This is a genomic window from Bradyrhizobium sp. JYMT SZCCT0428, from assembly GCF_018131075.1.
Taxonomy (GTDB): Bacteria; Pseudomonadota; Alphaproteobacteria; order Rhizobiales; family Xanthobacteraceae; genus Bradyrhizobium.
This window is the reverse complement of the sequence record NZ_JAFCLS010000031.1, coordinates 22,410-48,074: the sequence shown is the minus strand read 5'-3', so window position 1 is coordinate 48,074 and position 25,665 is coordinate 22,410. Positions and strand designations below refer to the sequence as shown.

Here is a 25,665-nt window from a genome sequence, read left to right as displayed (position 1 = left end):
GATCAAGGGAGTACCACCATCGTACGACGTCACGGCCTTTGCACCGCGCCGCTACATCTGATGCTCCATGGTGCCTTCCTCAGAACATCTATTGACTTAGGTCTGCTTGCGGATCCTGTACTCGGGAGCCACATTTCTTCCTGACTGCTTGCGAACACCATTAAAATTGGAGTTCTGCGATGGACGCGGCTTCGGGGCGCTTTTCGGCGGCAACGCCTGAGGCAGGAAATGCCGGCGACGGACCGGCACTCTCCAACCAGGTCAGGACAATCAATCTGGCCCTTCAGGGTGGCGGCGCCCATGGCGCCTTCACCTGGGGCGTGCTCGACCGGCTCCTCGACGAAAAGGACGTTGCCTTCGAGGGATTGAGTGCGACCAGTGCCGGCGCGATGAATGCGGCGGTGTTTGCCTACGGGCTTTCCGTCGGCGGCCGTGAAGGGGCGCGCAAGGCGCTCACCGACTACTGGAAACGTGTCAGCGATGCGGCGAGTCTGGGGCCGTTGCAACCAAGCCCGATCGACCGGCTGCTGGGGAACCACAAGCTGACCTGGTCGCCGGTCTTCTCGCTGCTCGGCTTCGTGACGCGCGTGCTGTCGCCCTATGAGTTCAATCCGTCGGACTATAATCCGTTGCGCGAGGTGGTCGAGCAATCGATCGATTTCGAGGTGCTGAAGCGCCCGGACTGTCCGGTCAAGCTGTTCCTGTCTGCGACCAACGTTCGCACCGGCAAGGTGAAGATCTTCTCAGGCGCAGAAATTTCAGCGTCGGCCGTGATGGCCTCGGCATGTGTTCCGACCATGTTTCACGCCGTCGAGATCGACGGTGAGGCCTATTGGGACGGCGGTTACATGGGAAATCCGGCGCTGTTCCCACTCATCTACAACTGCAAGAGCTCCGATATTGTCATCGTTCATATTAATCCGCTGTTCCGCAAGGAGCTGCCCCATGCAGCAGGCGATATCCTGAACCGCATCAACGAGATCAGTTTCAATTCATCGCTGATGCGGGAGATGCGGGCGGTCAGTTTCATCACCGGCCTGGTCAAGCAGAACCGTATCGTGGGCGGAGACGTCCGGCAGATCTTCATCCATAGCGTCGCCGACGATGAATTCATGGGGGCGCTCAGCCCGACCAGCAAATACAACGCCGATTGGGACTTTCTGGTTTTTCTTCGCGACCAGGGCCGGAAATGCGCGAACGACTGGCTGGCGAGCCATTTCGTCAAGCTTGGCGTGGAATCGTCCGTCAATATCGACGAAGTGTATCTCTAGATCTGCATGCTGAAGGATGGCGTGCCATTCGTTATTTGCTGGTGAATTATTCGCCGCGTTGTGCGATGACGGCAGCAACAACGCCACCTCCAGACCCGCCATGCCATGACCCCACCCACCGTCACACCCTCGCAAGTCCGCACCGCGCTTCTGCTGCGCGATGAAATCGCGTTGCTCGATCTGCGGCACGAGGCGGCTTTCGCCACCGGCCATCCGCTGTTTGCCGCCAACATGGCCGCCGGCCGTATCGCGCTCGAAGCCGGGACGCGGCTGCCGCGCAAGGACGTGCCGATCGTGGTTTACGACGCGGGCGAAGGCCTCGTCCCGCAGGCGATCGATCGGTTCAAAACGCTGGGATACACCAACGTCCGCGCGCTCGATGGCGGGCTGCAGGGCTGGCAGGCCGCGGGCTTTGAGCTGTTCCAGGACGTCAATTCCTACGCCAAGGCGTTTGGCGAACTGGTGGAGCATCGCCGCCATACGCCGTCGCTGGCGGCGGAAGAGGTCGCAAGCCTGATTGCGCGCAAGGCCAATATCCGGATTCTCGACGTTCGCCGCTTCGACGAATACGCGACCATGAACATCCCGGGCTCGATCAGCGTGCCCGGCGCCGAGCTGGTGCTGCGTGCCGGCGAGGCGGCGCCGGATCCCGAAACCACCATCATCGTCAATTGTGCCGGCCGCACCCGCTCGATCATCGGCACCCAGTCGCTGATCAATGCCGGCGTCGCCAATAAAGTCGTGGCGCTGCGCAACGGCACCATCGGCTGGACGTTGGCAAAGCAGGATCTCGAACACGGTTCTGGCCGTCGTGGTGCCATCGGCGCTTCCGAGAATGCAAAAGCCAATGCGCGCGATGTCGCCTATCGCGCCGGCGTGCGGCGTGTCGGCCCGGAAGAGGCGCGGGCGCTGGCGGCGCAGACCAGCCGTACGCTCTATCGCTTCGACGTGCGTGATGCCGAGGAATATGCCGCCGGTCACCTCGCGGGCTTCCGCCATTACGCCGGCGGACAGCTGGTGCAGGAAATCGACATGGCCGCGCCGGTGCGCGGCGCGCGGATTCTGCTGTCGGACAATCTCGGCGTCCGCGCCGACATGACCGCGTCCTGGCTCGCGCAGATGGGATGGGAAACCTATGTGCTCGATGGCGGCTATGACGGCGCGCTCGAAGTCGGCCCGCCAGTGGTCCTGCCAAAGCCCGATCCGTCGCAGCGCTACCGGCGTCCCTATGAGGGCACCGATGTCGCGACCGCTGCAATGCAGGCCTATCTCGACTGGGAATATGGCCTGGTCGACCAGCTCCGGCGCGACGCCAGCCATGGGTTCTTCGTGATTTGAATGGCTACCTCGTAATTTGATGCCGAAGGCGGCGGCACGGTCGTTGTCGGCGTGATAGACTTGGCCTTGCTGGGCGCCGCGAGGTGAGTCGAAAGGCAATGCGAGACAAAAAGGACATCGTGGAAAACTGGCTGCCGCGTTACACCGGCACACAGCTTTCTGAATTCGGAGACTATGTTCTCCTGACCAATTTCGACAATTACGTGGAATGGTTCGCCGCAGGGAACGGCGTTCTGGTCAACGGCATCGATCGGCCGATGCCCAACGCCACGGCCGACGGCATCACGCTGATCAACTTCGGCATGGGAAGCCCGAACGCCGCGACCGTGATGGATCTGCTCAGCGCCATCGCGCCGAAGGCCGTGTTGTTTCTCGGCAAGTGCGGCGGGCTGAAGCGCAAAAACCAGATTGGCGATTTGATTCTGCCGATCGCCGCCATCCGCGGCGAGGGGACGTCGAATGATTATCTGCCGCCGGAGGTTCCTGCGCTGCCCGCGTTCGAATTGCAGCGCGCGGTGTCGACGATGATCCGCGATCTCGGTCGCGACTATTGGACCGGCACCGTATACACCACCAATCGCCGCGTCTGGGAACACGATGATCGCTTCAAGGAAGTCTTGCGCCGCACCCGAAGCATGGCGATCGACATGGAGACGGCAACGATTTTTGCGGCAGGATTCGCCAACCATATTTCGACCGGCGCGCTGCTTTTGGTGTCCGATCAGCCGATGATCCCCGAGGGTGTGAAGACCGAAGTGTCGGATCGTACGGTGACCGAGAACTATGTCGAGATCCACATCAGGATCGGGATCGAGGCCTTGAAGCTGGTGCGCCGCCGCGGCCGCAGCGTCAAGCATCTGCGCTTCGAAGACGATTTCGACCGGGGGATCGAGACGTAGGGCATCGATCGTCAGCGCCACGCCAGGAGTATCGCGACCAGGATGACGAGGCTCGCCGACAATACTTTCCAGAACACCAGCGGGTTGCGCTCATAGAGCGCCCGTCGCTTCTCGGCGGCGGGCTTCGCCCACATGGCGCCGTTTTCCAGTTCGTGGGCGAATTCGATGACGTCGCCGAAGCGTTGGGTGGGGTCGACGGCGAGCGCCTTGCCGATGACGGCATCGAGCCAGGCCGGCAGATCGGGACGGTAACGCGACAGCGAAACCGGTTTGCCGAAGCGTGGCCGTGAAAACGGTTCGATCTCGCCATAGGGGTAGGCGATGCTGAACATGCGGTAGACGGTCACGCCGAGGGCATAGAGATCGGAAAATTCGTCTCCCGCGCGGCCGCTGAAGAGTTCGGGGGCCATGTAACTCGCGGTGCCCGGAATGTCCTGCGCCGGGAAATCCTCGAGCAGCGGCACCCGGGCGACGCCGAGATCGACCAGCCGCAATCCGCCGGCCGCCAGCAGGATGACGTTGTCAGGCTTGATGTCGCGATGGATGATGCCGGCGCGATGCAAGGTCGCCACCGCACGTGCCAGCTTGGTGGCAATCCCGATGCCTTCGGTGAGCGAAAGCTGCGGCGAGCGGTTCAGGCGCTGCTCGAGCGTTTCGCCCTCATACAGCGGCATCACCGAATAGAGCCGCGTCTGGCGGCCGGCGGGAACTTCGATGATCTCGCCGATCCACAGGCTTCTGACACGGGCCGCCACCCATGCTTCGCGTACAAAGGCGAGTCGATATGAGCCTTCGCTGGCAACGCGCGGGTGAGGAAATTTCAGCACCAGTTTGCGGTTTTGCCGCTTGTCGGTGGCGACGAACAGCCGGCTATAGCGGCCGTCGGAAAGCACCTCCTGGAGCACGAAATCGTCGATCGTCTCGCCGGACGACGGCAGCTCCAGGATGGGAAGGGTTTCGATGGCGTGGGTGAGTTCGTTGCGGTCGGCCGGCGGCAGGTCGATGACGTCGAGCACCAACGCGGTCATGTTGTCGCTGCTGCCGGCTGCCAGCGCCGTGTCCACCAGCTTGCGCGCGGTTTCCTCAGGCGAAGCGCGCTCGTCGAGCAGTACCTGCAGGCGGCCGTCGTCGAGGACGCCGTGAATGCCGTCGCTGCAGATCAGCAACCGGTCGTGTTGCCGCAGGCCGACCGCGGTATAGTCGACGCGCGCGAAATCCTCGAAGCCGATCGCGCGGTTGAGCAAATGGGCGAGGTCGCCGCGTCCCGCGACGTGATCCTTGGTCAGCCGCTCCAGACGGCCCTCGCTCAAACGGTAGGCGCGTGTGTCGCCGATGTGAACGATGTGACAGGTGCGGCGCGACAGGATCATCGACGAGAACGCGCAGCTCATGCCGCTGAGCCTGGAATCGACGCGGCCCTGCGCATAGATCCAGCTGTTGGCGGCCTCCAGCGCCCGCGAGGCGATGCGCCGGACGCCCAGCGTTTCCGGAAGCGAATAGTAGGCGTCGAGAAAACAACGCACGGTCAGTTCGGCGGCTTCCCGTCCGCCCTTGTGGCCGCCGACACCATCCGCCACCGCGGCAACGATGTCGCGGTTGAATGCGCCGGTCTGACCGAGGCAGGCCGCGACGTAGTCTTCGTTGGTCGCCCGTTTGCCGGTCTCGCTGACGAAACCGACGCGCACCTGAAGATTTCTCTGCGAACCGATCGTCACGTCAGAGACCTGCCGAGCCTTTGGAAGCGCGCGGCGTCAGACCCGCGCTCCCGATGCAGCGCCCCATGTCGTGCGCCATCGGACCTTGACCATGGCAAGTCCGATAAAGCCAAGCAATGCCAGCGCTCCGAAAAACAGGAAGCCGGCGCCGAAGCCGCCGGTTGCGGCCTTGGCGGTGCCGAGCGCCTGGGCCAGGAAAAAGCCGCCGACGCCTCCGGCGCACCCGACCAGACCGGTCATCAGGCCGATGTCCTGACGGAAGCGGAGCGGGATGAGTTGAAACACCGCGCCGTTGCCCATGCGGAGCGCCAGCACGCCGACCGAGAACAGCAGCACCGACATCCACGCGATGCGCGGCATCTGCAACAGCGACCAGCCCGCCGCGGTTGGAGCCGCCGGCCCTTCCGGCATGAAGGCGATGACGAGATAAGCGGCGACGACGACCGCGAACAGCACCGACAACGAGCGGATGCCGCCGATGCGGTCGGCAATCAGTCCGCCGACCGGGCGGAAGCCGGAGCCAAAGGCGACGATCAGCGAGACCAGCAGACCCGCCGCCACGCCGGAGACATGATACTGCACGGTGAAATACAGCGGCAGCGCGTTGGCGAGGCCAACGAAGCCGCCGAATGTGATGAAGTAGAAGAACATGAACCAGCGGCTATCGGGATCGCGCAGCAGCGTGGCATAGGCCTTCAGCGAGATCGGCTTGCGCTCGCCCGGCGCATCCTTGGCCGCGAAGACGTAATATGCGAGCACCAGCACCATCGGAATCAGCAGGAAACCGAACACGGCCTGCCAGCCGAAATGCTCGGCGATCGTCGGTGCGAGCATCGTATCGATGACGACGCCCATATTGCCGGCGCCTGCGATGCCCATCACCACGCCCTGATATTGCGGCGGGTACCAGCGGCTCGCCTGTGGCAAAGCGACGGCGAAGGACGCGCCGCCAATGCCGAGCACCAGGCCGAAGATGATGATCGCGAGCTTGCTGTCGAGCCCGTACCGCCATACCCAGGCCGTCGCCGCGGTGACGATGAGTTGCGCGATGATGCCGGTTCGCTTGGCGCCGATGATATCGGCCAGGATGCCCATCGGGACGCGCAGCAGCGCGCCGGCCAGAACCGGGATGGCCACGAGCGTAAACTTCTCGCTGACCGCGAGGTTCATGTCGTGCGCGATGTAGACCATCAGCGGGCCGAGCGCGACCCAGGCCATGAAACTGATGTCGAAGTAAAGAAACGCAGCCAGTAGCGTCGGCCAATGGCCAGCCTTCTTGAACTCAGCAAACTTCATTGCGACAGCCTCGCGATCGTGCAGCCAACACCGACGCGCGGGCGCGGAAGGTCTCTGCACAACAGATGGAATATGGGTGAAAGCGAGAGCCGTTCTCGTCATTGAGACGGGTCTCGATTGGCGCTAAGGGCAGCAATATCTGTGCCATTCGATTGCGAGCGGCACTTTGCCTTTAATCGCAACGCGTTGACCGCTATTCCGCCGCTGGGGAAGAAAACCCGATCTGCTGCCGCGGGCAGCAAATCGCGCCACTCAAACGCGCAGGGTGGTGCTTTTTTGTGCGGTGCGCACAAGCGCCTGAATTCGCGGCAGCCGATAAACGTATTGATATCGCTCGCGGAATCGCTGCTGCGGAGTTGGCACGCGTTTTGTATTCAAGGAAATATCGATCGTCATTGATGATGGTCAGCTGCCCGCGGATGGGCTCCTCAAAACTCCCAATCTCTATTCCACCGATCGACGACGCATGTCGCGTCGACGCGCGGTGTCGTCGGAATGCGAAAGGCAGATCATGCTCGAGAAAGTTAGCAGGCAGAAGCTGGTGGTGATCGGCAACGGCATGGCCGGCATCCGCACAGTGGAAACGCTGCTGGAGCGTGCGCCTGATCTCTACGACATCACGGTGTTCGGTTCCGAGCCTTACGGCAATTACAATCGTATCCTGCTGTCACCGGTTCTCTCCGGCGAGAAGTCCGTCGACGACATCATGCTCAACACCGAGCAATGGTACGACGACAACGGCATCACGCTGCGCAAGGGCGAGACGATCGTGATGATCGACCGGCGCACCTGCGAGGTCGTCACCGCCACCGGCGCGCGCGTCGCTTATGATCGGCTGCTGATCGCCACCGGCTCCAACCCGATCATGTTGCCGCTTCCCGGCAAGGATCTTCCCGGCGTCATCGGCTTTCGGGATATCCAGGACGTCGAGCGCATGGTTGAGGCGTCGACGAGCCATCCGAACGCCGTCGTGATCGGCGGAGGCCTGCTCGGCCTCGAGGCCGCCAACGGGTTGATGAAGCGCGGCATGAACGTCACCGTCGTGCATCTGCTCGACTGCCTGATGGAGCGGCAGCTCGATCCGGTTGCCAGCGGAATGCTGCGCAAGTCGCTGGAAGAGCGCGGCATGGTGTTCAAGATGCCGGCGCAGACGCAGGCGATCCTCGGCGAGGACCGCGTCACGGGCGTGCGCTTTGCCGATGGCGTGGAGCTTCCGGCCGATCTGGTCGTGATGGCCGTCGGCATCCGCCCGAACATCGAGCTCGCGCAGAAGGCGGGCATCCATTGCGAGCGTGGCATTGTCGTCTCCGACACCATGCAGACCTATGACGGGCGCATCTACGCGGTCGGCGAATGCGTGCAGCACCGTCGCCAGACCTACGGTCTGGTCGCGCCGCTGTTCGATCAGGCCAAGGTCTGCGCCAATCAGCTCGCCATGAAGGGCTTTGCCAGCTATTCGGGATCGGTGGTCTCGACCAAGCTGAAGGTGACGGGCATCGACCTGTTCTCCGCCGGCGATTTCGCGCCCGGCGCCGACAAGGAAGAAGTCGTGATGCAGGACGCCGCGCGCGGCGTCTACAAGCGGATCGTCCTGCGCGACAAGAAGATCGTCGGCGCCGTGCTCTACGGCGATACGGTCGACGGGCCCTGGTACTTCCAGCATCTGCGCGACGGCACGGATATCTCGCAGATGCGCGAGCGCCTGGTGTTCGGCGCGGCCAATCTCGGCGACGGCGGTCATGCCGGCCAGAATTCGGTCGCCGCCATGGGCGACGAGGCAGAGATTTGCGGCTGCAACGGCGTCTGCAAGGGCACCATCGTCAAGGCGATCGCCGAAAAGAAGCTGTTCACGATCGATGACGTGCGCGCCCACACCAAGGCATCATCATCGTGCGGTTCATGTACCGGCCTCGTCGAGCAAGTGCTCGCGTTCACGCTCGGCGGCGACTATTCGACGGCGCCGAAGGTCAAGCCGATGTGCAAGTGCACCGATCACAGCCATGACGACGCGCGCCGCGTCATCGTCGAGCAGCAGTTGAAGACCATCCCCGATGTCATGAAGTTCATGGATTGGAAGACCGCCAACGGTTGCCATTCCTGCCGGCCGGCGCTGAACTATTATTTGCTCGCCACCTGGCCCGGCGAATATCGCGACGACCAGCAGTCGCGCTACATCAACGAACGCGTTCATGCCAACATTCAGAAGGACGGCACCTATTCGGTGGTGCCGCGGATGTGGGGCGGCGTGACCACGCCGAACGAATTGCGGGCCATTGCCGACGTCGCCGACAAGTTCAAGATTCCGACTGTCAAGGTCACCGGCGGCCAGCGCATCGATCTGCTCGGCGTCAAGAAGGAGGATCTGCCCGCGGTATGGGCCGACCTCAACGACGCCGGCATGGTGTCGGGGCATGCCTATGCCAAGGGGCTGCGCACGGTGAAGACCTGCGTCGGCTCGGAATGGTGCCGCTTCGGCACCCAGGACTCGACCGGGCTCGGCATCAAGATCGAACGATTCATGTGGGGGTCATGGGCCCCGGCCAAGGTGAAGATGGCGGTGTCGGGTTGTCCACGCAACTGCGCCGAATCGACCTGCAAGGATGTCGGCGTGATCTGCGTCGATTCCGGATACGAGATCCATTTCGCGGGCGCCGCCGGCCTTCACATCAAGGGAACCGAATTTCTTGCCAAGGTGGCGACCGAGGAGGAGACGCTGGAGTTGATCGCGGCACTGACGCAGCTCTATCGCGAGCAGGGCTGGTATCTGGAGCGGATGTACAAGTGGTGCGATCGTGTCGGTCTCGATGCCATCCGCAAGCAGGTGGTCGATGATCTCACCAACCGCAAAGCGCTGTACGACCGCTTCGTGTATTCGCAGCAGTTCTCACAAAGCGACCCATGGGCGGAGCGCGCCCAGCGCGGTGTCGATCGCAACGAGTTTGCGCCGATGGCGGAGCTGGAACTCGCATGACCGGAGCTCGTATGACAAGGTGGATTGAAATCGGAGCCCTGGATCAGATTCCGCGCCTCGGCGCCCGCGTGGTGCGCACGGCGTCGGGAAACATCGCGGTATTCCGGACCGAAGACGACGAGGTGTTCGCGCTCGACGACCGTTGCCCGCACAAAGGCGGACCGTTGTCCCAAGGCATCGTGCACAACAAGCGCGTCACCTGTCCCTTGCACAATTTCGTCATCGAGCTTGCGAACGGCGAGGCGGTCGCTCCTGACGAGGGATGCGCGCACTCGTATCCGGCCAAGGTGGAGAACGGCACCGTGTGGCTGTCCGTTCGTGAGGCAGTCACCGCTTCCGTCGATTGAGGGTAACGACGCGTGCCAGTCAAGACGACATGTCCCTATTGCGGCGTCGGCTGCGGCGTCGTGGCCGACAGGGATACGGCGGGGGCGGTCACGGTCCGGGGTGATCCGCTGCATCCGGCAAATTTCGGGCGGCTGTGCGCAAAAGGATCGGCGCTGGCTGAAACCGTCGGTCTGGAAGGACGCCTGCTCGAGCCCATGGTCAACGACCGGGCGGCGAGCTGGGATGCCGCGCTCGGCCATGTCGCCGATGGATTCAGCAAGGCGATCCGGGAGCACGGGCCGGATTCCGTGGCGTTCTACGTTTCGGGCCAGCTTCTCACCGAGGACTACTACGTCGTCAACAAGCTCGCGAAGGGCTTTGTCGGCACCGCCAATATCGATACCAATTCGCGGCTGTGCATGGCCTCCAGCGTGGTGGGTCACAAGCGTGCGTTCGGCAGCGACACCGTTCCGGGTTGTTATGAAGATCTGGAACTGGCCGACCTGCTGGTCCTGGTCGGATCCAATGCGGCCTGGTGCCATCCCATCCTCCATCAGCGCATGCTGGCGGCAAGAGCGAAAAATCCCGCTTGCCGCATCGTCGTCATCGACCCGCGCCGGACCGCGACCTGCGAGGGCGCCGATCTGCATTTGCCGGTTCGTTCCGGCAGCGACTCCGTTTTGTTCAACGGATTGCTGGCCTATCTGGCGAAGAACAAGGCGGCCGATGGCGCGTTCGTCGGCGATTTCACCACCGGCGCGGAGGCTGCGCTGGCGCAAGTCGCCGGCCAGACCGTGGCGCACACGGCTGATGTCTGCGGGCTGACGGGCGGTGCAGTCGAGCAGTTTTTCAGCTGGTTCGCCAAGACCGAGCGCGTCGTCACGCTCTATTCCCAGGGCATCAACCAGTCGAGCAGCGGCGTCGACAAGGTCAATGCGATCATCAACTGCCATTTGCTGACCGGCCGGATCGGAAAGCCCGGCATGGGGCCGTTCTCGCTCACCGGCCAGCCCAATGCGATGGGCGGCCGGGAAGTCGGTGGCCTCGCCAATCAGCTCGCCGCCCATATGGAGATCGAGAATCCGCGCCATCGCGAACTCGTGCAGCGGTTCTGGCGCTCGCCTGTCATCGCGGACAAGACCGGGCTGAAGGCGGTCGAGATGTTCGACGCGATGGCCGCCGGCCGCATCAAGGCGGTCTGGATCATGTCCACCAATCCGCTGGTCAGCCTGCCGGATGTTACGCGTGCGCGCGCCGCGCTGGATGCCTGCGATCTCGTCGTGGTGTCGGATTGCATGCGCCACACCGACACCACGCGTCACGGTCATGTGCTGCTGCCTGCGACGGCATGGGGCGAAAAGGACGGCACCGTCACCAATTCCGAGCGCCGCATCTCCCGGCAACGGCCGTTTCTGCCGGCGCCCGGCGCCGCGCGCCCGGACTGGCGGATCATCTGCGATGTCGCCCGCCGCATGGGATTTTCGGGCTTCGACTATACGAGCGTGGCCGAGATATTTCGCGAGCACGCCAGCCTCTCCGGCTTTGAGAATAATGGCGCGCGGGATTTCGATCTGTCCGCCCTAAGCACCCTCGATGATCGCGCTTACGAGACGCTGGCCCCGGTGCAATGGCCGGTGACACGGGATTATCCGACCGGCACGCAGCGGCTGTTCGAGACCGGAGGCTTCTTCACCCCCGATCGCAAGGCGCGCTTTATTCCGGTTGTGCCGCGCTCGCCCAAAAACCCGACCAGCCGCGAGCACCCTTTGGTGCTCAACACCGGCCGAATTCGCGACCAGTGGCACACCATGACACGGACCGGGAAATCGCCGCGACTGATGATGCACATGTTCGAACCCTGTGCGGAATTCCATCCCGAGGATGCGCGCAAGGCGGGTATCGAAGATGGCGCGCTGGCCCGGCTGTCCAGTCCGTGGGGCCAGATGGTGGCGCGCGTGACCGTCACCGCCGAACAGCGGCGCGGCTGCGTCTTCGTGCCGATGCACTGGAATGGCGAGTATGCCGGCGACGGCCTGATCAACGCGCTGGTCAACCCCGCGACCGACCCGATATCCGGACAGCCGGAATCCAAGCATACGCCCGTGAAGGCCGAGCCCTATCTGCCGAAATGGCACGCCTTTATTCTCAGCCGTTACGAGATCGAGCGCCCGGAGAAGGGGTACTGGGTTTCCGGACGGTCGGGCATGTGCTGGCGCATGGAGCTGGCGATCGAGGAGCGGCCGGCGAGCTGGCGCGATTGGGCGCGCGCGCAGCTCCGCGCCGAGCAGGCGGACATCGAATGGATTGCCTATCGCGATCCGAGCATCGGCCGGTATCGCTATGCGAGCATTCGCGACGGGCGGTTGGAGGGATGCATCTTCATCGCCTCGGACCACAGGCTGGTGTCGCGTTCATGGCTGACCAATCTGTTCGCGGAAAACACGCTCTCGCCAAAGGCACGGATGTCGCTGCTCACAGGGCAGCCGCTGGAAGCCGGCGAAGATATCGGGCCGATCGTCTGCTCGTGCTTCGGCATCGGGCAACGGCAAATCTCGGCCGAAATTAACAAAGGCGCGAGAAACGTCGAAGCCATTGGTCAACGATTAAAGGCCGGCACCAATTGCGGGGCCTGCAAGCCGGAGATCGGCAAGCTGCTCAATGGCGCGCCTGTGCCAAAACCTTTGCCGGCGTGAGCTTTTCCGTTTCCCGGCCTATTTGCTCGGTCCATCCTTGCCCGTGACGAACACGTCGCGATGAGGAAACTTCCCGAACAGTTCAGGCGGCTGGCTGAAATTGGTGGCGAGCACGTCGGCCGGGTTGGCCGCGATCCATTGCGACAGGTCGATGGTCTCGTAGATTCCGGAATTGAAGCCGATCAGGATGCGCGCGGGCTTGTCGCCGATATTTTCGATCGAGTGCCCATAACCTTGCGGGATATAGCCGACGTCGCCCTGCTGCAGTTGTTCGGTCCTGATGCGCCCGTGCGAGCCGAACAGGGTGACGCTGACCGTGCCGTCCAGCACGTATTGCCACTCGTGGGCGTTCGGATGCCAGTGCAGCGTGCGCAACGCGCCGGGATCGAGATCGAGCACGACGCCGGTGATGGTCTTGGCAATCGGGAAGCGGCTTGAATCGACGCGCCATTCGCGGCCGCCCTGAAAGGTGCCGTGCGGCGGCTCCGCCAGCAGGCGGTATTTGTGCGTTTGCGGCGGCAGCTTCCAGCCCTGCAGCGGCACCGACGGCTCCGCGGGTGGCGGCTTGCCGCGGGCAAAATACACTTCGTCTTTGGGGAAGTTGTCGAACGCCGCTTCCGGCACGCCGAAGTTCTTTGCCAGCAGCGCTTTCGGGATGTGCCCGATCCAGTCGGTGATGCTGAAGGTGCCGAATTCGGAAAAATAACCGTTGTCGAAGATCAGAATGAAACGGCAGGGCTTGTCGCCAAGACACTGCAGCATGTGGCCGTGACCGCGGGGAAAGTACCAGACGTCGCCTGGATCGAAATCGTTGGTCTCGGCAAGGCCGTTGGGATCGACGACGGTGGTGCGAACGCGCCCCTCGAACACGAACGCCCATTCGGCCGCGGTGGCGTGCCAGTGCATCTCGCGCATCGCGCCGGGCTCGAGCCGCATCGAAACCCCGGCTATTCCCTTGGAGATCGGCAGCTGCGTGACGATGGCTTCCTTGCCGTAGCTGTTGCCGATCACCTTGCCGGCGGATTTCTCCAGCGCGAACTTGAACGTCGGCAGGTCCTTTCCCGACACGGCGGGATCGGGGACGTTGTTCATGAAGCTGGGATCGCCGGCGACCGCCGCTTGCGTTCCAGCCAGCGTCACCATCGAGGCGATGGCGGCGGCGGCAGTGAGAAACTCCCGGCGTTGCGGATCGGACATGTCGGTCCCCCTGGTAAGGCCTCCGGCGGGCGGCCATGCGGCCTCCTGCGCTGGCACGGGCCAGTGATCTCACGGGATCATGCTGGCAGCCTGGCATCACGTCCAGCCTGCGCAGGTCCGCTTGCAGTGCAACGCGGACTTGGCAAAAGGCGATGTCCGACAACCATGTTCCCACGGCCTCGCTCGTCTTTCAGCCGCCAATGGCTATTTTGAACTGATCAGGATAAGCTCTTGGAGCTTTCTGACGCGTGGCCGCATGCTCGTCTTCGACGAGGGAAAGATGCAGTGATGCTATGTGACGGCTCTTGGATCGCGACGGGATTTGATGATCCGGCTAACGCGAAGGGCTTGTCATGAACCAGACGATTCCAGCCAACGAGCCCGGACGCCTTGTCGCGCTGACAGATTACGCAATCCTTGACACGCTTCCGGAAGCCGGCTTCGACGAAATCACCGAACTGGCGGCGCAGATCTGCGGCTGCCCAGCCGCTCTGGTCAGCTTCGTCGACGCGTCGCGGCAATGGATCAAGGCGAAGTATGGTCCACTTCCAGCAGAGCTTTCCGAATGCCCGCGGGAAATTTCGATTTGCACGGCCACCATCTGCAACAACGACATCCTCTACGTTCCCGACCTGATCAAGGATCAAAGATTCAATACCAGCCCGCTGGTGACGGGCGATATGCACATTCGCTTCTACTGCGGCGTTCCACTCATCACGCAGGATGGCTATGCGCTGGGCACCTTGTGCGTGATCGCCTTCGAGCCGCGAGAACTAACCTTCGAGCAGCAGGAGGCACTCAGGCGTCTGGCGCACCAGACGATGGTTCACCTCGAATTGCGCCGGCAATTGCTCGTGCGCAACGAGATGCTGCGTGAGTTGGAGCGCGCGCGCGACCTGGCAATTGCCGGCAAAGCCGAATCGGACAAGCTGCTGCTGAACATCCTGCCGTCATCCATCGCAGCCGAGCTCAAGGCAAATGACCGCGTTCAGCCGCGCTTCTTCGACTCTGCAACGGTGATCCTGATCGATTTCACCGGCTTCACCCGACTGGTCGAGACCATGGAGCCGGCGAGCGTCATTAACCAGCTCGACCAGCACTTCACCGTGTTCGACGACATCATGGCCAAGCATCGCCTCGAAAAACTCAAGACGATCGGAGATGCCTATCTCGCCGTTGGCGGCGTGCCGGAGCCCAACCGCTCGCACGCCATCGATGCCGCATTGGCGGCGCTGCAGGTCATCGATCACCTGGCCAGGATCAATCGGCAACGCGAGAAGCTGCACCTGCCGGCGTGGCAGGCGAGAATTGGAATCAATACCGGACCGGTCATCGCCGGCGTCGTCGGGAAACACAAATTTACCTACGATATCTGGGGCAACACCGTGAATATTACCCAGCGCGTCGAAGCCGCCGGCGTTCCCGGTCGCATCAGCATCGCCGAATCGACCTGGCAGCACATCAAGACGCGCTTCGATACCGAGGCCCGTGGCGCCGTCGAAGTGAAGCACCAGGGTTTGGTGAACATGCATTACCTCAACCGCATCAGGCCCGAATTTTCCTCTGATCCAGCCGGGATAATGCCAAACGACCGCTTCTGGAAACAGGAATGAGCGAGCGTTTCGCCGCCGCCCGACGTCCGGGAAGGGCGCCATCGCCGGATCATCCCGATGCGACAGCGCGCCATGCAGGCTTGCCTTTAGCGGAAATGGCAGGCGACCCAGTGGCCGTCGGCGCTTTGCTTGAGCGGCGGCGCCTCGCTCTTGCATAGCGGAAACTGCGCGATCGGGCATCTGGTGTGAAAGTGACAGCCGGTCGGCGGCGAAATCGGGTTCGGCACTTCGCCCGACAGCCGGACGCGCTGCCGCTTCACTTTCGGATCCGGTATCGGCACCGCCGACAGCAGCGCTTCGGTGTAGGGATGCCGCGGCGAGGCATAGAGCTCGTGGGCCGACGCCATCTCGACAATCCGCCCGAGATACATCACCGCGATGCGCTTGGAGATATGCTCGACGACCGCGAGATCATGCGCGATGAAGAGATAGGCGAGCCCGAACTTCTCCTGCAGATCTTCAAGCAGGTTGATGACCTGGGCCTGGATCGAGACGTCCAGCGCCGACACCGGCTCGTCGCAGATGATCAGTTTGGGCTCGACCGCGAGCGCCCGTGCGATGCCGATGCGCTGGCGCTGGCCGCCGGAGAATTCGTTCGGATAGCGGCCCATATGGTCCGCGCGCAGCCCGACGGTTTCCAGCAGATCCACCACGCGTTCTTCGAACTGCTGTTTGGTTTTGGTCAATTGGTGGATGATCAGCGCTTCGCCAACGATCGCGCCCACATTCATGCGCGGATTGAGCGACGCATAGGGGTCCTGAAAGATGATCTGGATGTCGCGGCGCAGGATGCGAAGGTCGTCGGCCTTGAGCGAGCGGACATCCTTGCCGTCGAAATGGATCTCGCCCGAACTCGGTTCGATCAGGCGAAGCACGCAGCGGCCGGTGGTTGACTTGCCGCAGCCGGATTCGCCGACCAGGCCCAGCGTTTCGCCGCGGTCGACGTGGAAATCGACGCCGTCGACCGCATGAACGCTGGCGATTTGACCGCTGAACAGCCCGCCCTTGAGCGGAAATTCCTTGGTCAGTTTGGCGACTTTGAGCAGCGGCTCGCTCATTGAACCACCGTCGTTTCGGCGTGGATGCAGGCCACTTTGTGGCCGGGTTCGAGCTCGCGCAACGCCGGCTGCGCGCGCACGCATTCATCTGTGGCAAAACCGCAGCGCGGCGCGAAGCGGCAGCCCTGCGGCGGGTTGATCAGCTTCGGCACCGTGCCGGCGATGGTCTGCAGCCGGGCCTTGCGGCCGCCGCCCCGGTCGACGCGCGGGATCGAGCGGATCAGGCCCTGCGTATAGGGATGGCGCGGATTTCCAAACAGCTGATCGACCGCGGCTTCCTCCACCACCTTGCCCGCATACATCACCACCACGCGCTGGGCGACTTCGGCGACGACGCCCATGGCGTGGGTGATCAGCATGATCGACATGCCGAGGCGCGATTTCATGTCCTGCAGCAGATCGAGGATCTGCGCCTGGATCGTGACGTCGAGCGCGGTGGTCGGCTCGTCCGCGATCAGGAGCTTCGGATGGCACGACAGCGCCATCGCGATCATCACGCGCTGCCGCATGCCGCCGGAAAACTGGTGCGGGTAGTCGTTGACGCGGCGCGCCGGGTTCGGGATCTGGACCAGCGCCAGCATGTCGATGGTCCGCTCCAGCACGGCGCGGCGCCCTAAGCCCTCATGCAGGGCGATCACTTCGCCGATCTGGTCGCCGATGGTGTAGACCGGATTGAGCGAGGTCATCGGCTCCTGGAACACGATCGCGATTTCCTTGGCGCGAATCTGGTTCATCTCGTCCGCTGCCATCGGCACCAGATCGCGGCCCTGCCACAGAATCTGCCCGCCGGCGATCCGTCCGGGCGGCATGGCGATCAGCTTGAGCACCGAAAGCGCCGTGACCGTCTTGCCGCAACCGGACTCGCCGACCACGCAGACCGTCTCGCCGCGCCGGACGGCAATGTCGACGCCGTCGACCGCCTGCACGATGCCGTCATCGGTCGCAAAATGCGTCTTCAAGCCCCTGATGTCGAGCATGGGCGCTTCGTCGGTCGGTTTCACACCCACGCTCGCGGTATCCTCCGGACGCAACATTACATGACTCTCCGGGGGTCGAGCGCGTCGCGCAATCCGTCGCCGATGAAATTGATGGTGAGCACGGTCAGGAAGATCGCGGCGCCCGCGAACAGCGCCCAGTGCGGTGCGATGTCGAGATAATCCTTGGCGTCGAACAACAGTCGCCCCCAGGTCGGGATGTCAGGCGGAAAGCCGAGGCCGAGAAACGACAGCGTCGATTCCGCGATGATCGCCGCCGCGACGTCGATGGTGCCGGCGACGATCACCGGCCCGAGCGAATTGGGCAGGATGTGCCTGATCACCAGCCGCGGCGTGGTGGCGCCGAGCGCGCGCGCCGCCTCGACGAATTCCTTTTCGCGCAGCGACAGGAACTGCGCGCGCACCAGCCGCGCCACCGGCATCCAGCGAAACGCACCGATCACGAGCACGATCAGGATGAAGACGCCGCCCTCGGGGCCGACCCAGTTCTTGAGAAAATCCCGGAACAGATAGATCACCAATAGCAGCAGCGGCAGTTGCGGCAACGCCAGGAACAGATCGGTGATCCACATCAGCGCGGCGTCGACGCTGCCGCGGGAGATGCCGGAGATCGCCCCGATCAGCACGCCGACGATGATGGCGACTGCCATTGCCGCGAAGCCGACCGCCAGCGAAATGCGTCCGCCATACAGCATGCGCGCCAGCAGGTCCTGGCCGAGATCGTCGGTGCCGAACGGGTGATCCCACGACGGGTGAGCGAGCCGCGCGGTGAAATCAATTTCGTTGATCGGTATCCGCCAGATCAGCGGTCCGAACAGAACCGCCGCGGTCAGTAACGTCAAAACGCCGATGCTCGCCACCGCCATGCGATGGCGACGAAATTTTCGCCACACCTCATAGCCGGGCGAAATGTGGCGCGGGCGTCCCTCGAGCGGAACGACGACGTCAGCGATAGGAGATGCGTGGGTCGAGCCAGCCATAGATGATATCGGCCAATAGGTTGAAGATGACGACGAGACAGGCGAACACGAAGGTCACCGCCATGATGACCGGCGTGTCGTTGGCGAGGATGGCGCTGATCAGCAGTGAACCAATGCCGGGGATGCGGAAGATCTGTTCGGTGACGATGGCGCCGCCGAACACGGCGGGCATTTGCAGCGCGACCAGCGTCACCACGGGAATCAAGGCGTTGCGCACCACGTGCTTGATGACGACCTTGCCTTCATTGAGGCCCTTCGAGCGTGCCGTCGTGACATAATCGAGCCTGATGACGTCGAGCACCGCCGAGCGGACGTAGCGGGTATAAGAAGCGGCCTGAAACAGGCCGAGCACCGAAATCGGCATGATCGCCTGCTTGAAATATTCCCAGTGCCAGAGCCAGCCGGTGGCCGGGATATCGACCCGGTAGACGAACGGCAGCCAGCCGAGATTGATGCTGAAGATCAGGATCAGCAGCAGCCCGGTGAAGAACGTCGGCAGCGAGAAGCCGATGAAGGCAAAGGTGTTGGCGATCTGGTCGAAGATCGAATAGGGCCGCATCGCCGCATAGACGCCGACCGGCAGCGCCACTGCCAATGCCAGGATCTGCGACGAGCCGACCACGAACAGCGTGGTCGGCACCCGTTGCAGGATCAACTGGTCGACGTTGATGCGGCTGGCGAACGAAAAGCCCCAGTCGCCCTGCAGCATCGCGGCGAGCCAGCGCAAATAGCGGATGAAAATCGGATCGTCGATCCCGAACTTCACCCGCAGCGCCTCCCGGACTTCGGGCGGCACATTGGAGTTGGTCGCAAGTTCGCCGAACGGGTCGCCCGGCGCCAGCGCCAGCAGCACAAAGAGAATGAGGCTGATGCCGAGCAGGCTGGGCAGGGCGATGATCAGGCGCCGGAGGATGTATTTTCCCATGGTCGTCCAGCCACCGCCCGTTCAGATCTTGCGCATCGCAAATCGCACCTCAGGTCTCGCGGTACCAGTTTGCGATCTGCCACAGATCGTTGTCCCAGCCGCTGAGAGGCACCGTCAGATTGCCGGCGACGGCCGAGACCTTCGGCCGGCGGAGCAGGGGCTGGATGTAGTTGTCTGTCACGACGAGGTCGTTGAGCTTGATGAACATCGCGGCCCGCTTCACGGCATCGAGTTCCTGCTCGGCCTGCTTGTAGATCTCGTCATATTCCTTGTTCTGCCAGCGCGAGACGTTGCGGCCTTGCCACTTGTTTTCCTTGTTCGCAGCCCGCCACGACAGATACTGGTTCATGAAGAACCCGGGGTCGGGCTGCGTCATGGTGGTGTTGTACATCTGCGCATCGCAATAGAAATGCGTGTAGGTGTCGGGATTGGCGGCGTCGGAGGAGAAAAACACCGATGCCACCACCGACTTCAGTTCGACGTCGATGCCCGCCTTCTGGCACGCCTGCTTGATGATGGCCTGCGTTTTCTGCCGCGGAGCGTTGATCGAGGTCTGGTAGACGAACCGCAGCGGCTTGCCGTCCTTGGCGCGAATGCCGTCGCCGCCTTTTTTCCAGCCGGCGGCCTCCAGGATCGCGTTGGCCTTCTCGATGTTGAACTCGAATTTGGTGTTTGTTGAGCGAACCTTGGCCGGGGCGTTGAGGAAGTTTGCGGTGGCGCTCGCCGTTCGGCCGTAGATGAACTTCTCGATCGAGGCGCGATCGATCAGGAGGTTGATGGCCTGGCGTACCGCCGGGTCGCTGAACAGCGGATGCTTGGTCTTGACGCTGGCGCGCTCGCCGTCGACCTCCGCCGCCGGATCGGTCGAGTTGAGCATGATGAATTCGATATTGCCGGTCTCGACGATGCTGACCTTGCCCTTGCCGGCGCCTTCCAGCTTGGTCAGGATTTCATCTTCGACCTGCATGTTCCAGGCATAGTCATATTCCCCGGTCTGCAGCACCGCGCGCGCGGCCGACACCGCATCGCCGCCGCCCTTGATCTCGATCGTGTCGAAATACGGACGGTTGGGCATGTGGTAGTTCGGATTGAGCTTGCCGCGGACGATGTCGCCCGGCTTGAAATCGACGAAAACGTAGGGACCGGTACCCACCGGCTTGAGGTTGGCCGGCGCATCGCGCGACTTGCCGCCGATGTAATCGGCAAACAGATGTTTCGGGATGATCATGCCGTAGGTGCCGACAAAGGCATCGGCCCAGAACGGCGTCGGCTTTGAAAAGGTCACGCGAACGGTGAAATCGTCGATCTTGTCGACCTTGGCGTCCTTGTAGCTCGCGATCGAGACCGCGGCGGTTTCGGGATTTCGCGCATATTCCCAGTTGAACACGACGTCGTCAGCCGTGAACGGCATGCCGTCATGCCATTTGACGCCCTTTTTCAGCTTCCAGACCACCGAGAGGCCGTCCTCGGTGAGGCCGTTGTTTTCCTTGCTCGGAATTTCGGCGGCCAGCACCGGGACTAGATTGCCCTCCTGGTCCCATCCGGCCAGCGGTTCATAGAAGACGCGGGCGCCGTCCTGGTCCTTGGTGCCGACGGCGAAATGCGGGTTGAGCAGGGTGACCGCCTGCCAGTACAGGATTTTCAAAAGCCCGCCGCCGCCGGCCTTGGTCGGCTTGTAGGGGATCGCGGTCTGGGCCATCGCCACGCCGGATTGGGCCAGCATCATGCCGGCCATCGGCGCGGTCAGGCCGACGGCGATCATCTGCTGGACAAAGGACCGCCGCGACATGCGTCCGGTCTTGACGTCTGCAATGAGATCTCGAAGTTCCCGTTCTTGCATCGGATTGACTCCTCGGCTGGTGCTGAATGCCTGACTTGCGCCCCCTGGCGCCCCCGCCGCCGCGGGGGCTGGACCCAAATGATTGGATCGCCAAGGAAATGGATCAGGTTAGTACCAGCCTGTCAAAGCAGGAACCGGGCCACGCTTCGCCAAAACCGTCTTGACCAAAAGTCCGGCTTGACCTGGCTGATCAGGCGAACGGCTACGCCAAGCGACCGGCTAACCGCCGCAGCCACGCAAGTTCGTTGGGAAAAGCGGCGTCAGCGACTAATTGCGGTGGTGCACCATGACGGGATCAAGCCCGGCGACAACCGCCGGCGCCTGCGACGAAATGCTCGCGGTCGACGGCAAGCTCGCGACGGGCGCTGGGGTGCGATAGCGCGGCAGATGATCCTCGAGCGAATAGAACACGCACAGCGCCAGGCTCGACCAGACCGCCAGGCTGAAATAGAGCGACATCCAGGCAATCTCTTCCTTCCACTCGGCAATGTCGTGCGTCACGATCCAGCGCGTGCGCACGGCGCGCAGACCCTCGAGCGGGTGCAGCAGCGGATTGCCGTCGGCGACATCGGCCCGCCACCGGTTCAGATACATCGGCACATCGACGGTCATCAGGAACGCCAGATAGAACGCGATCCCGACGATCGTGACGATCAGGATCGCGCGCACCGCGCCGTCGAACTCCGGAAGCAGGCGGCAGAGACCGACGCCGATGATGAAGAAGACGACGGCCCAGATCGAATTCTCGATCGCGTTGTTCAGATATTTGGTGGTCAGCACCGCGTGCCATGAGTAGCACTCCGCGATCACGATCAGCGGCACGATCACCCAGGCGGCGTTCACGGTAGTGTCGGCGCCCGTGATGGTGCCGAGCTGGTGCAGGATAACAGCCCATTGCGCCGCGAAGGCGATCTCGGCCACGGTCGCGACCGAGCGGCCGACGAACACGCTCGAGAGCCAGGTGTCGAACAGGCAGATCCGCTGCACGTCGGCGCGCGGCAGGATCGAGCGGAAGGCGCAGCCGAACACATAGGCCGCGCTAAGCGCGAGCATCAGCTCGACGCCGGACGTGCTGGCAGGATTTCCAATCGGCTGTCCGTGGAGCTGGCGGTACAGCACGAACCAAACCGCGATGTTGGCGCCGCTGACCAGCGTCAGCATGCCCCACCACCGGATCACCGGATTTGACCAGGCCAGGGAGGCTGGTTGCGCACGCCATTCCAAGCTCATTCACCGCTCCGCATTTAATCGAACTGACATCTGATTGTTTTACTTCTGTCATGAATCGCGGCGAATCACGACAAAAATATGCGTGCGGCGGGAGTCTTGCGGGGCGATGCTGAGCGCGTCGGCGCTCTGCGCTTGAGGAATCGGTCTTGCCGGCGCCGATGGAGGCCGCTGTCATAAAACTGTCATCAAATATTTAGGCCGCGAGCGAATTCATCGCTTTCACGGCACTTCCGAGAAGTGCCAAACGCGGACAGCAGCAACTCACCGTGCTCATTCTGGCAAGCCCGCGAGCCGGAGCCCTTGGGCATACTTTTCGACAAATTCCGGCTTCTGGTATGGGCCGAGGTAGGACGCCACACGCGACATGCGAAACTCCGGATCGATGGCGTGCAATCGCGCACACATTTTCAAGGCGGTGTCTGTCATGTTGGCAAAAGCGGCGCTCGCGGTGAAGATGCGAAGCCCTGGATGCGATTCCGAATTCTCCCGAAGAATTTTTTCAGCCCAGGCCATCGACTCGTCGTACTTGTCGAGAAAGAAAAGGGCATGCGCCATGGCGTTCTGCATGGATACATGATGACGGCCGTGCAGCGGGTCGTGCCGCATGGCCCGGGTCAGATGCTCCACCGCCACGGCCGGATTTCCTGACCACACATTGATCCATCCGCTGATTCCCCAGGCATGCGCCAGATTGGGATTCATTGATAAAGCCCGATCAACGAGTGACTGCGCATGAGGAAGGTCGCGCAGAACGTAAGCGATGGCCCAGCCCGCGCTACTGAGAGCGGCCGCGTCGTCCTGGCCAATACGCAAAACGATTCGGGCCAGGCGGGCGACTTCGGCGTTCTCCTCGTCGGGATTCGACACTGGCCCGGCGCCCTTCCGGTAGGCATAGCACTGAGCAAGCAGGCCGTAGGCGGGGGCAAACTCCGGGCCGAGCTCAATGGCGCGCCTCAGCAGCGGCATCGCCTCTTCAAGGTTCTGCTTTGATGGAAGCTGCAGATAGGGGAGACTTCGAAGATAGCAATCGTAGGCACTCAGGTTTCCAGCCGTCTTGCGCTTCGAACGGTCGATCTCGGCCTGTTCGAGACGCGGTGCAATGGCCGTGACGACTTTCTCTGTGACCTTGTCTTGCAATTCGAAGACGTCTTCGAGGGCGCCGTCGAAGCGGTCCGCCCAAAGATGCGCGCCGGTGCTGGTGTCGATAAGCTGGCCGGTGATTCTTATTCGGCTGCCGGCTTTTCGCACGCTGCCTTCGAGAACGTACCTCACACCGAGCTCGCGTCCCACTTGTCGTATATCGGGGGACTTTCCCTTGTAGGAAAACGACGAGTTCCGCGCGATGACGAACAGCGACTTGAACCGCGACAGCGCAGTAATGACGTCCTCGACCATGCCGTCAGCGAAATACTCTTGCTCGGGGTCGCCGCTCATATTCTGAAACGGGAGGACGGCGATGGATGGCTTGTCAGGAAGCGGCAGAGGATCATTGGCATTCGACGGCATCGTCGAAGCTGCTTCGGTGGTCGTCGTCGCAGATAAACTCGCGCCTCGTACAGAGTATAACCGCACGGGGCGCTCTATGTTCTTCAGTGTGCGCTCGCCCAAATCATCGAATTCGAACTTGATCTTGCCTCTAATCTGCTCAAAGGCATTTCCAGAGACGTAAACACCGCCCGGCTCGCACTCATTTTCGACACGCGCGGCAATATTGACGCCGTCGCCGAAAATGTCGTTATCGTCAATGATGATGTCGCCGACGTGAATGCCGATGCGAAATTCGATCCTGACATCCTGTGAGACGCCAGCATTTTGGGCGGCCATACCGCTCTGAACTTCGATCGCACAGCGCGCAGCATCGACCGCGCTGGCAAACTCCACCAGCATGCCGTCGCCGGTGGTTTTGACGATACGGCCGTGATGCGCAGTGATGGCCGGATCGAAGAGGATCTTCCGCAACGACTTTAGGTCAGCAAGCGTACGTTCTTCGTCGCGTCCCATCAAACGGCTGTAGCCGGCGACATCCGCCGCCAGCACCGCCGCCAGCCGCCGTACTACACGCTCGTCGGTCAAAAGAGCCTCGAACTTGGTAGGTTCAGCCAAATCCATCAAAGCATGAATGGCTACACGGCCGCTAGGCCCAATGTCCGGGTTGGGTCAATCGCTTAACCCGCGCTTGCCGCCAGGCAGGTCCGGTGTCCGCTTTCGCCTGGAGCCAGACCTGATTTCATCTCCTATCCGGGCGGTTCATGCTTCACGCCTCTGAGCCCGCGCCCCAATTGCCTGCTATTCAGGCTGGATACCCAGCTCCTGAATGACCTTGCCTGCGGACGCGTGCTCGGCGTCGAGAAATCGCTTCGCGCCTGCAGGCGTCACCGCATCACCAATGCCGACATCAAAGCCGAGGGCGGGGGCACGCTCCTGCACCTCCGGAGACTTTAATGCGCCCGCAATCTCGGAACTGAGCTTCTGGATGATGTCGGTGGGCGTGCCGGCCGGCGCCATCAACATGAACCAGCCTTGCAGGTCGACGCTCTTCAACGTTTCCGCGATCGCCGGCACGTCCGGCAACGAGCCGATACGCTTGCTGCCCGCAACGGCAACAGGTCGAAGCGTGCCCGCGGCGATGAAGGATTCTGCAATCGATGCGGCTTGAATCGTGACCTGGACCCGTCCCGTCATGCTGTCCTGCACCGCGTTCGTGGTCGTGTTGTAGGGGACCAGGACGAAACCGGTCCCGGCCTGCTTGTTGATGGATTGTGCGATCAGGCCCGAGAGGTTGCGTGGGCCATCGACCGCCATGCTCAGCGATCCCGGCGCCGACTTTTCCAGCGCGATCAGTTCCGCGAGCGTCTTGGCCTTGACCTCGGGGTTGACGAGAAGGACGTGGTTGCTGCGGGCCACCATCGCGACCGGCACAAAATCCTTCATCGGATCGTAGGGAAGCTTCTTGAACGTATAGGGGTTGGTGACCAGCGCAGCCGACGTGGCAAACAGGAAGGTGTAGCCGTCGGGGGCGGCGCGGGCGACGGCCTGCGTGCCGACGAGGTTCGCGGCGCCTGGACGGTTCTCGACGACGAACTGCTGCCCGAGCGCCCGCGAGAGTTTGTCGGCGATCAGGCGACACAGCACATCCGGGCTGTTGCCCGCCGCCTGCGGCACCACGACCGACACGGGTCGTTGCGGCCATGATTGCGCGTACACCGGACCCGAGAGGCAGAGCGCAATGCCGGTCAGCAGCACGCGGCGGGATAATTTTGGCATGGTGATCCTCCCTGAAATATTCGCCTGCGATTTCTGATCGCTTGAGGCGGCAT

The 25,665-nt window shown here is 62.6% G+C and carries 19 protein-coding genes; 7 read left to right on the top strand and 12 right to left on the bottom strand.

What is annotated here, in order from left to right; all coding sequences use genetic code 11:
• Positions 1-179 precede the first annotated feature (179 nt).
• From JQ575_RS28005 to JQ575_RS27995, 3 genes are all read left to right on the top strand, one after another.
• Complete coding sequence (locus JQ575_RS28005) at positions 180-1,271, top strand: patatin-like phospholipase family protein (protein WP_212036445.1); 1,092 nt, start codon at positions 180-182, stop codon at positions 1,269-1,271.
• Positions 1,272-1,376: 105 nt separating this feature from the next.
• Complete coding sequence (locus tag JQ575_RS28000) at positions 1,377-2,609, top strand: rhodanese-like domain-containing protein (RefSeq protein ID WP_212036444.1); 1,233 nt, start codon at positions 1,377-1,379, stop codon at positions 2,607-2,609.
• Positions 2,610-2,707: 98 nt separating this feature from the next.
• Complete coding sequence (locus JQ575_RS27995) at positions 2,708-3,508, top strand: AMP nucleosidase (protein WP_212036443.1); 801 nt, start codon at positions 2,708-2,710, stop codon at positions 3,506-3,508.
• 11 nt (positions 3,509-3,519) lie between these two features.
• Here the strand turns inward: JQ575_RS27995 and JQ575_RS46185 are convergent, their stop codons facing one another.
• The 3 genes from JQ575_RS46185 to JQ575_RS27980 form a co-directional block, all read right to left on the bottom strand.
• Complete coding sequence (locus tag JQ575_RS46185; protein WP_212036442.1) at positions 3,520-5,193, bottom strand: bifunctional protein-serine/threonine kinase/phosphatase; 1,674 nt, start codon at positions 5,191-5,193, stop codon at positions 3,520-3,522.
• A 66-nt stretch (positions 5,194-5,259) separates the two neighbouring features.
• A complete protein-coding gene (locus JQ575_RS27985) occupies positions 5,260-6,519 on the bottom strand; it encodes a NarK/NasA family nitrate transporter (RefSeq protein ID WP_212036441.1) in 1,260 nt (419 codons plus the stop codon).
• A 252-nt stretch (positions 6,520-6,771) separates the two neighbouring features.
• On the bottom strand, positions 6,772-6,915 hold the full coding sequence (locus JQ575_RS27980; protein WP_212036440.1) for a hypothetical protein: 144 nt from the start codon (positions 6,913-6,915) through the stop codon (positions 6,772-6,774).
• Positions 6,916-7,030: 115 nt separating this feature from the next.
• On the opposite strand from JQ575_RS27980, the gene nirB reads away from it, so the two are divergent.
• Genes nirB through JQ575_RS27965 form a run of 3 tightly spaced genes read left to right on the top strand, consistent with a single transcriptional unit; the run spans position 7,031 to position 12,510 of the window.
• Positions 7,031-9,490 (top strand): nitrite reductase large subunit NirB, encoded by a 2,460-nt coding sequence (gene nirB / locus JQ575_RS27975; protein ID WP_212036439.1) that lies wholly within the window; start codon positions 7,031-7,033, stop codon positions 9,488-9,490.
• Positions 9,491-9,501: 11 nt separating this feature from the next.
• Positions 9,502-9,837, top strand: a complete 336-nt coding sequence (gene nirD, locus JQ575_RS27970; RefSeq protein ID WP_212036438.1) for a nitrite reductase small subunit NirD — start codon at positions 9,502-9,504, stop codon at positions 9,835-9,837.
• A gap of 12 nt (positions 9,838-9,849) precedes the next feature.
• Positions 9,850-12,510 (top strand): nitrate reductase, encoded by a 2,661-nt coding sequence (locus JQ575_RS27965; protein ID WP_212036437.1) that lies wholly within the window; start codon positions 9,850-9,852, stop codon positions 12,508-12,510.
• Between the two features lie 18 nt (positions 12,511-12,528).
• On the opposite strand, the gene JQ575_RS27960 is transcribed toward JQ575_RS27965, so the two are convergent.
• The gene (locus tag JQ575_RS27960; protein ID WP_249166936.1) at positions 12,529-13,707 is read right to left on the bottom strand and encodes a cupin domain-containing protein; all 1,179 of its coding nucleotides are present in this window, start codon (positions 13,705-13,707) and stop codon (positions 12,529-12,531) included.
• A 353-nt stretch (positions 13,708-14,060) separates the two neighbouring features.
• Here JQ575_RS27960 and JQ575_RS27955 point away from each other — a divergent pair, with 353 nt between their 5' ends.
• The gene (locus tag JQ575_RS27955) at positions 14,061-15,320 is read left to right on the top strand and encodes an adenylate/guanylate cyclase domain-containing protein (protein WP_212036436.1); all 1,260 of its coding nucleotides are present in this window, start codon (positions 14,061-14,063) and stop codon (positions 15,318-15,320) included.
• Positions 15,321-15,406: 86 nt separating this feature from the next.
• On the opposite strand, the gene JQ575_RS27950 is transcribed toward JQ575_RS27955, so the two are convergent.
• The 8 genes from JQ575_RS27950 to JQ575_RS27915 form a co-directional block, all read right to left on the bottom strand.
• Positions 15,407-16,378 carry an ABC transporter ATP-binding protein gene (locus tag JQ575_RS27950; protein WP_212036435.1) on the bottom strand — a complete coding sequence of 324 codons (972 nt, stop codon included), beginning with the start codon at positions 16,376-16,378 and terminating at the stop codon, positions 15,407-15,409.
• Positions 16,375-17,412, bottom strand: a complete 1,038-nt coding sequence (locus tag JQ575_RS27945) for an ABC transporter ATP-binding protein (protein WP_212036434.1) — start codon at positions 17,410-17,412, stop codon at positions 16,375-16,377. The genes JQ575_RS27950 and JQ575_RS27945 overlap by 4 nt, the downstream gene beginning before the upstream one ends.
• Positions 17,412-18,353, bottom strand: a complete 942-nt coding sequence (locus JQ575_RS27940) for an ABC transporter permease (protein ID WP_212036433.1) — start codon at positions 18,351-18,353, stop codon at positions 17,412-17,414. Before JQ575_RS27940 ends, JQ575_RS27945 begins: the two co-directional genes overlap by 1 nt.
• Entirely contained in the window at positions 18,319-19,278 is a 960-nt protein-coding gene (locus tag JQ575_RS27935) for an ABC transporter permease (RefSeq protein WP_212036432.1), read from the bottom strand. Before JQ575_RS27935 ends, JQ575_RS27940 begins: the two co-directional genes overlap by 35 nt.
• Before the next feature lie 49 nt (positions 19,279-19,327).
• A complete protein-coding gene (locus JQ575_RS27930; RefSeq protein ID WP_212036431.1) occupies positions 19,328-21,118 on the bottom strand; it encodes a peptide ABC transporter substrate-binding protein in 1,791 nt (596 codons plus the stop codon).
• Between the two features lie 267 nt (positions 21,119-21,385).
• Positions 21,386-22,348 (bottom strand): hypothetical protein, encoded by a 963-nt coding sequence (locus JQ575_RS27925; protein WP_249166935.1) that lies wholly within the window; start codon positions 22,346-22,348, stop codon positions 21,386-21,388.
• Between the two features lie 270 nt (positions 22,349-22,618).
• Positions 22,619-24,457: an adenylate/guanylate cyclase domain-containing protein gene (locus JQ575_RS27920; protein ID WP_212036430.1), complete on the bottom strand. Its 1,839-nt coding sequence runs from the start codon at positions 24,455-24,457 to the stop codon at positions 22,619-22,621.
• 177 nt (positions 24,458-24,634) lie between these two features.
• On the bottom strand, positions 24,635-25,591 hold the full coding sequence (locus JQ575_RS27915; protein ID WP_312016039.1) for a tripartite tricarboxylate transporter substrate binding protein: 957 nt from the start codon (positions 25,589-25,591) through the stop codon (positions 24,635-24,637).
• Positions 25,592-25,665 lie beyond the last annotated feature (74 nt).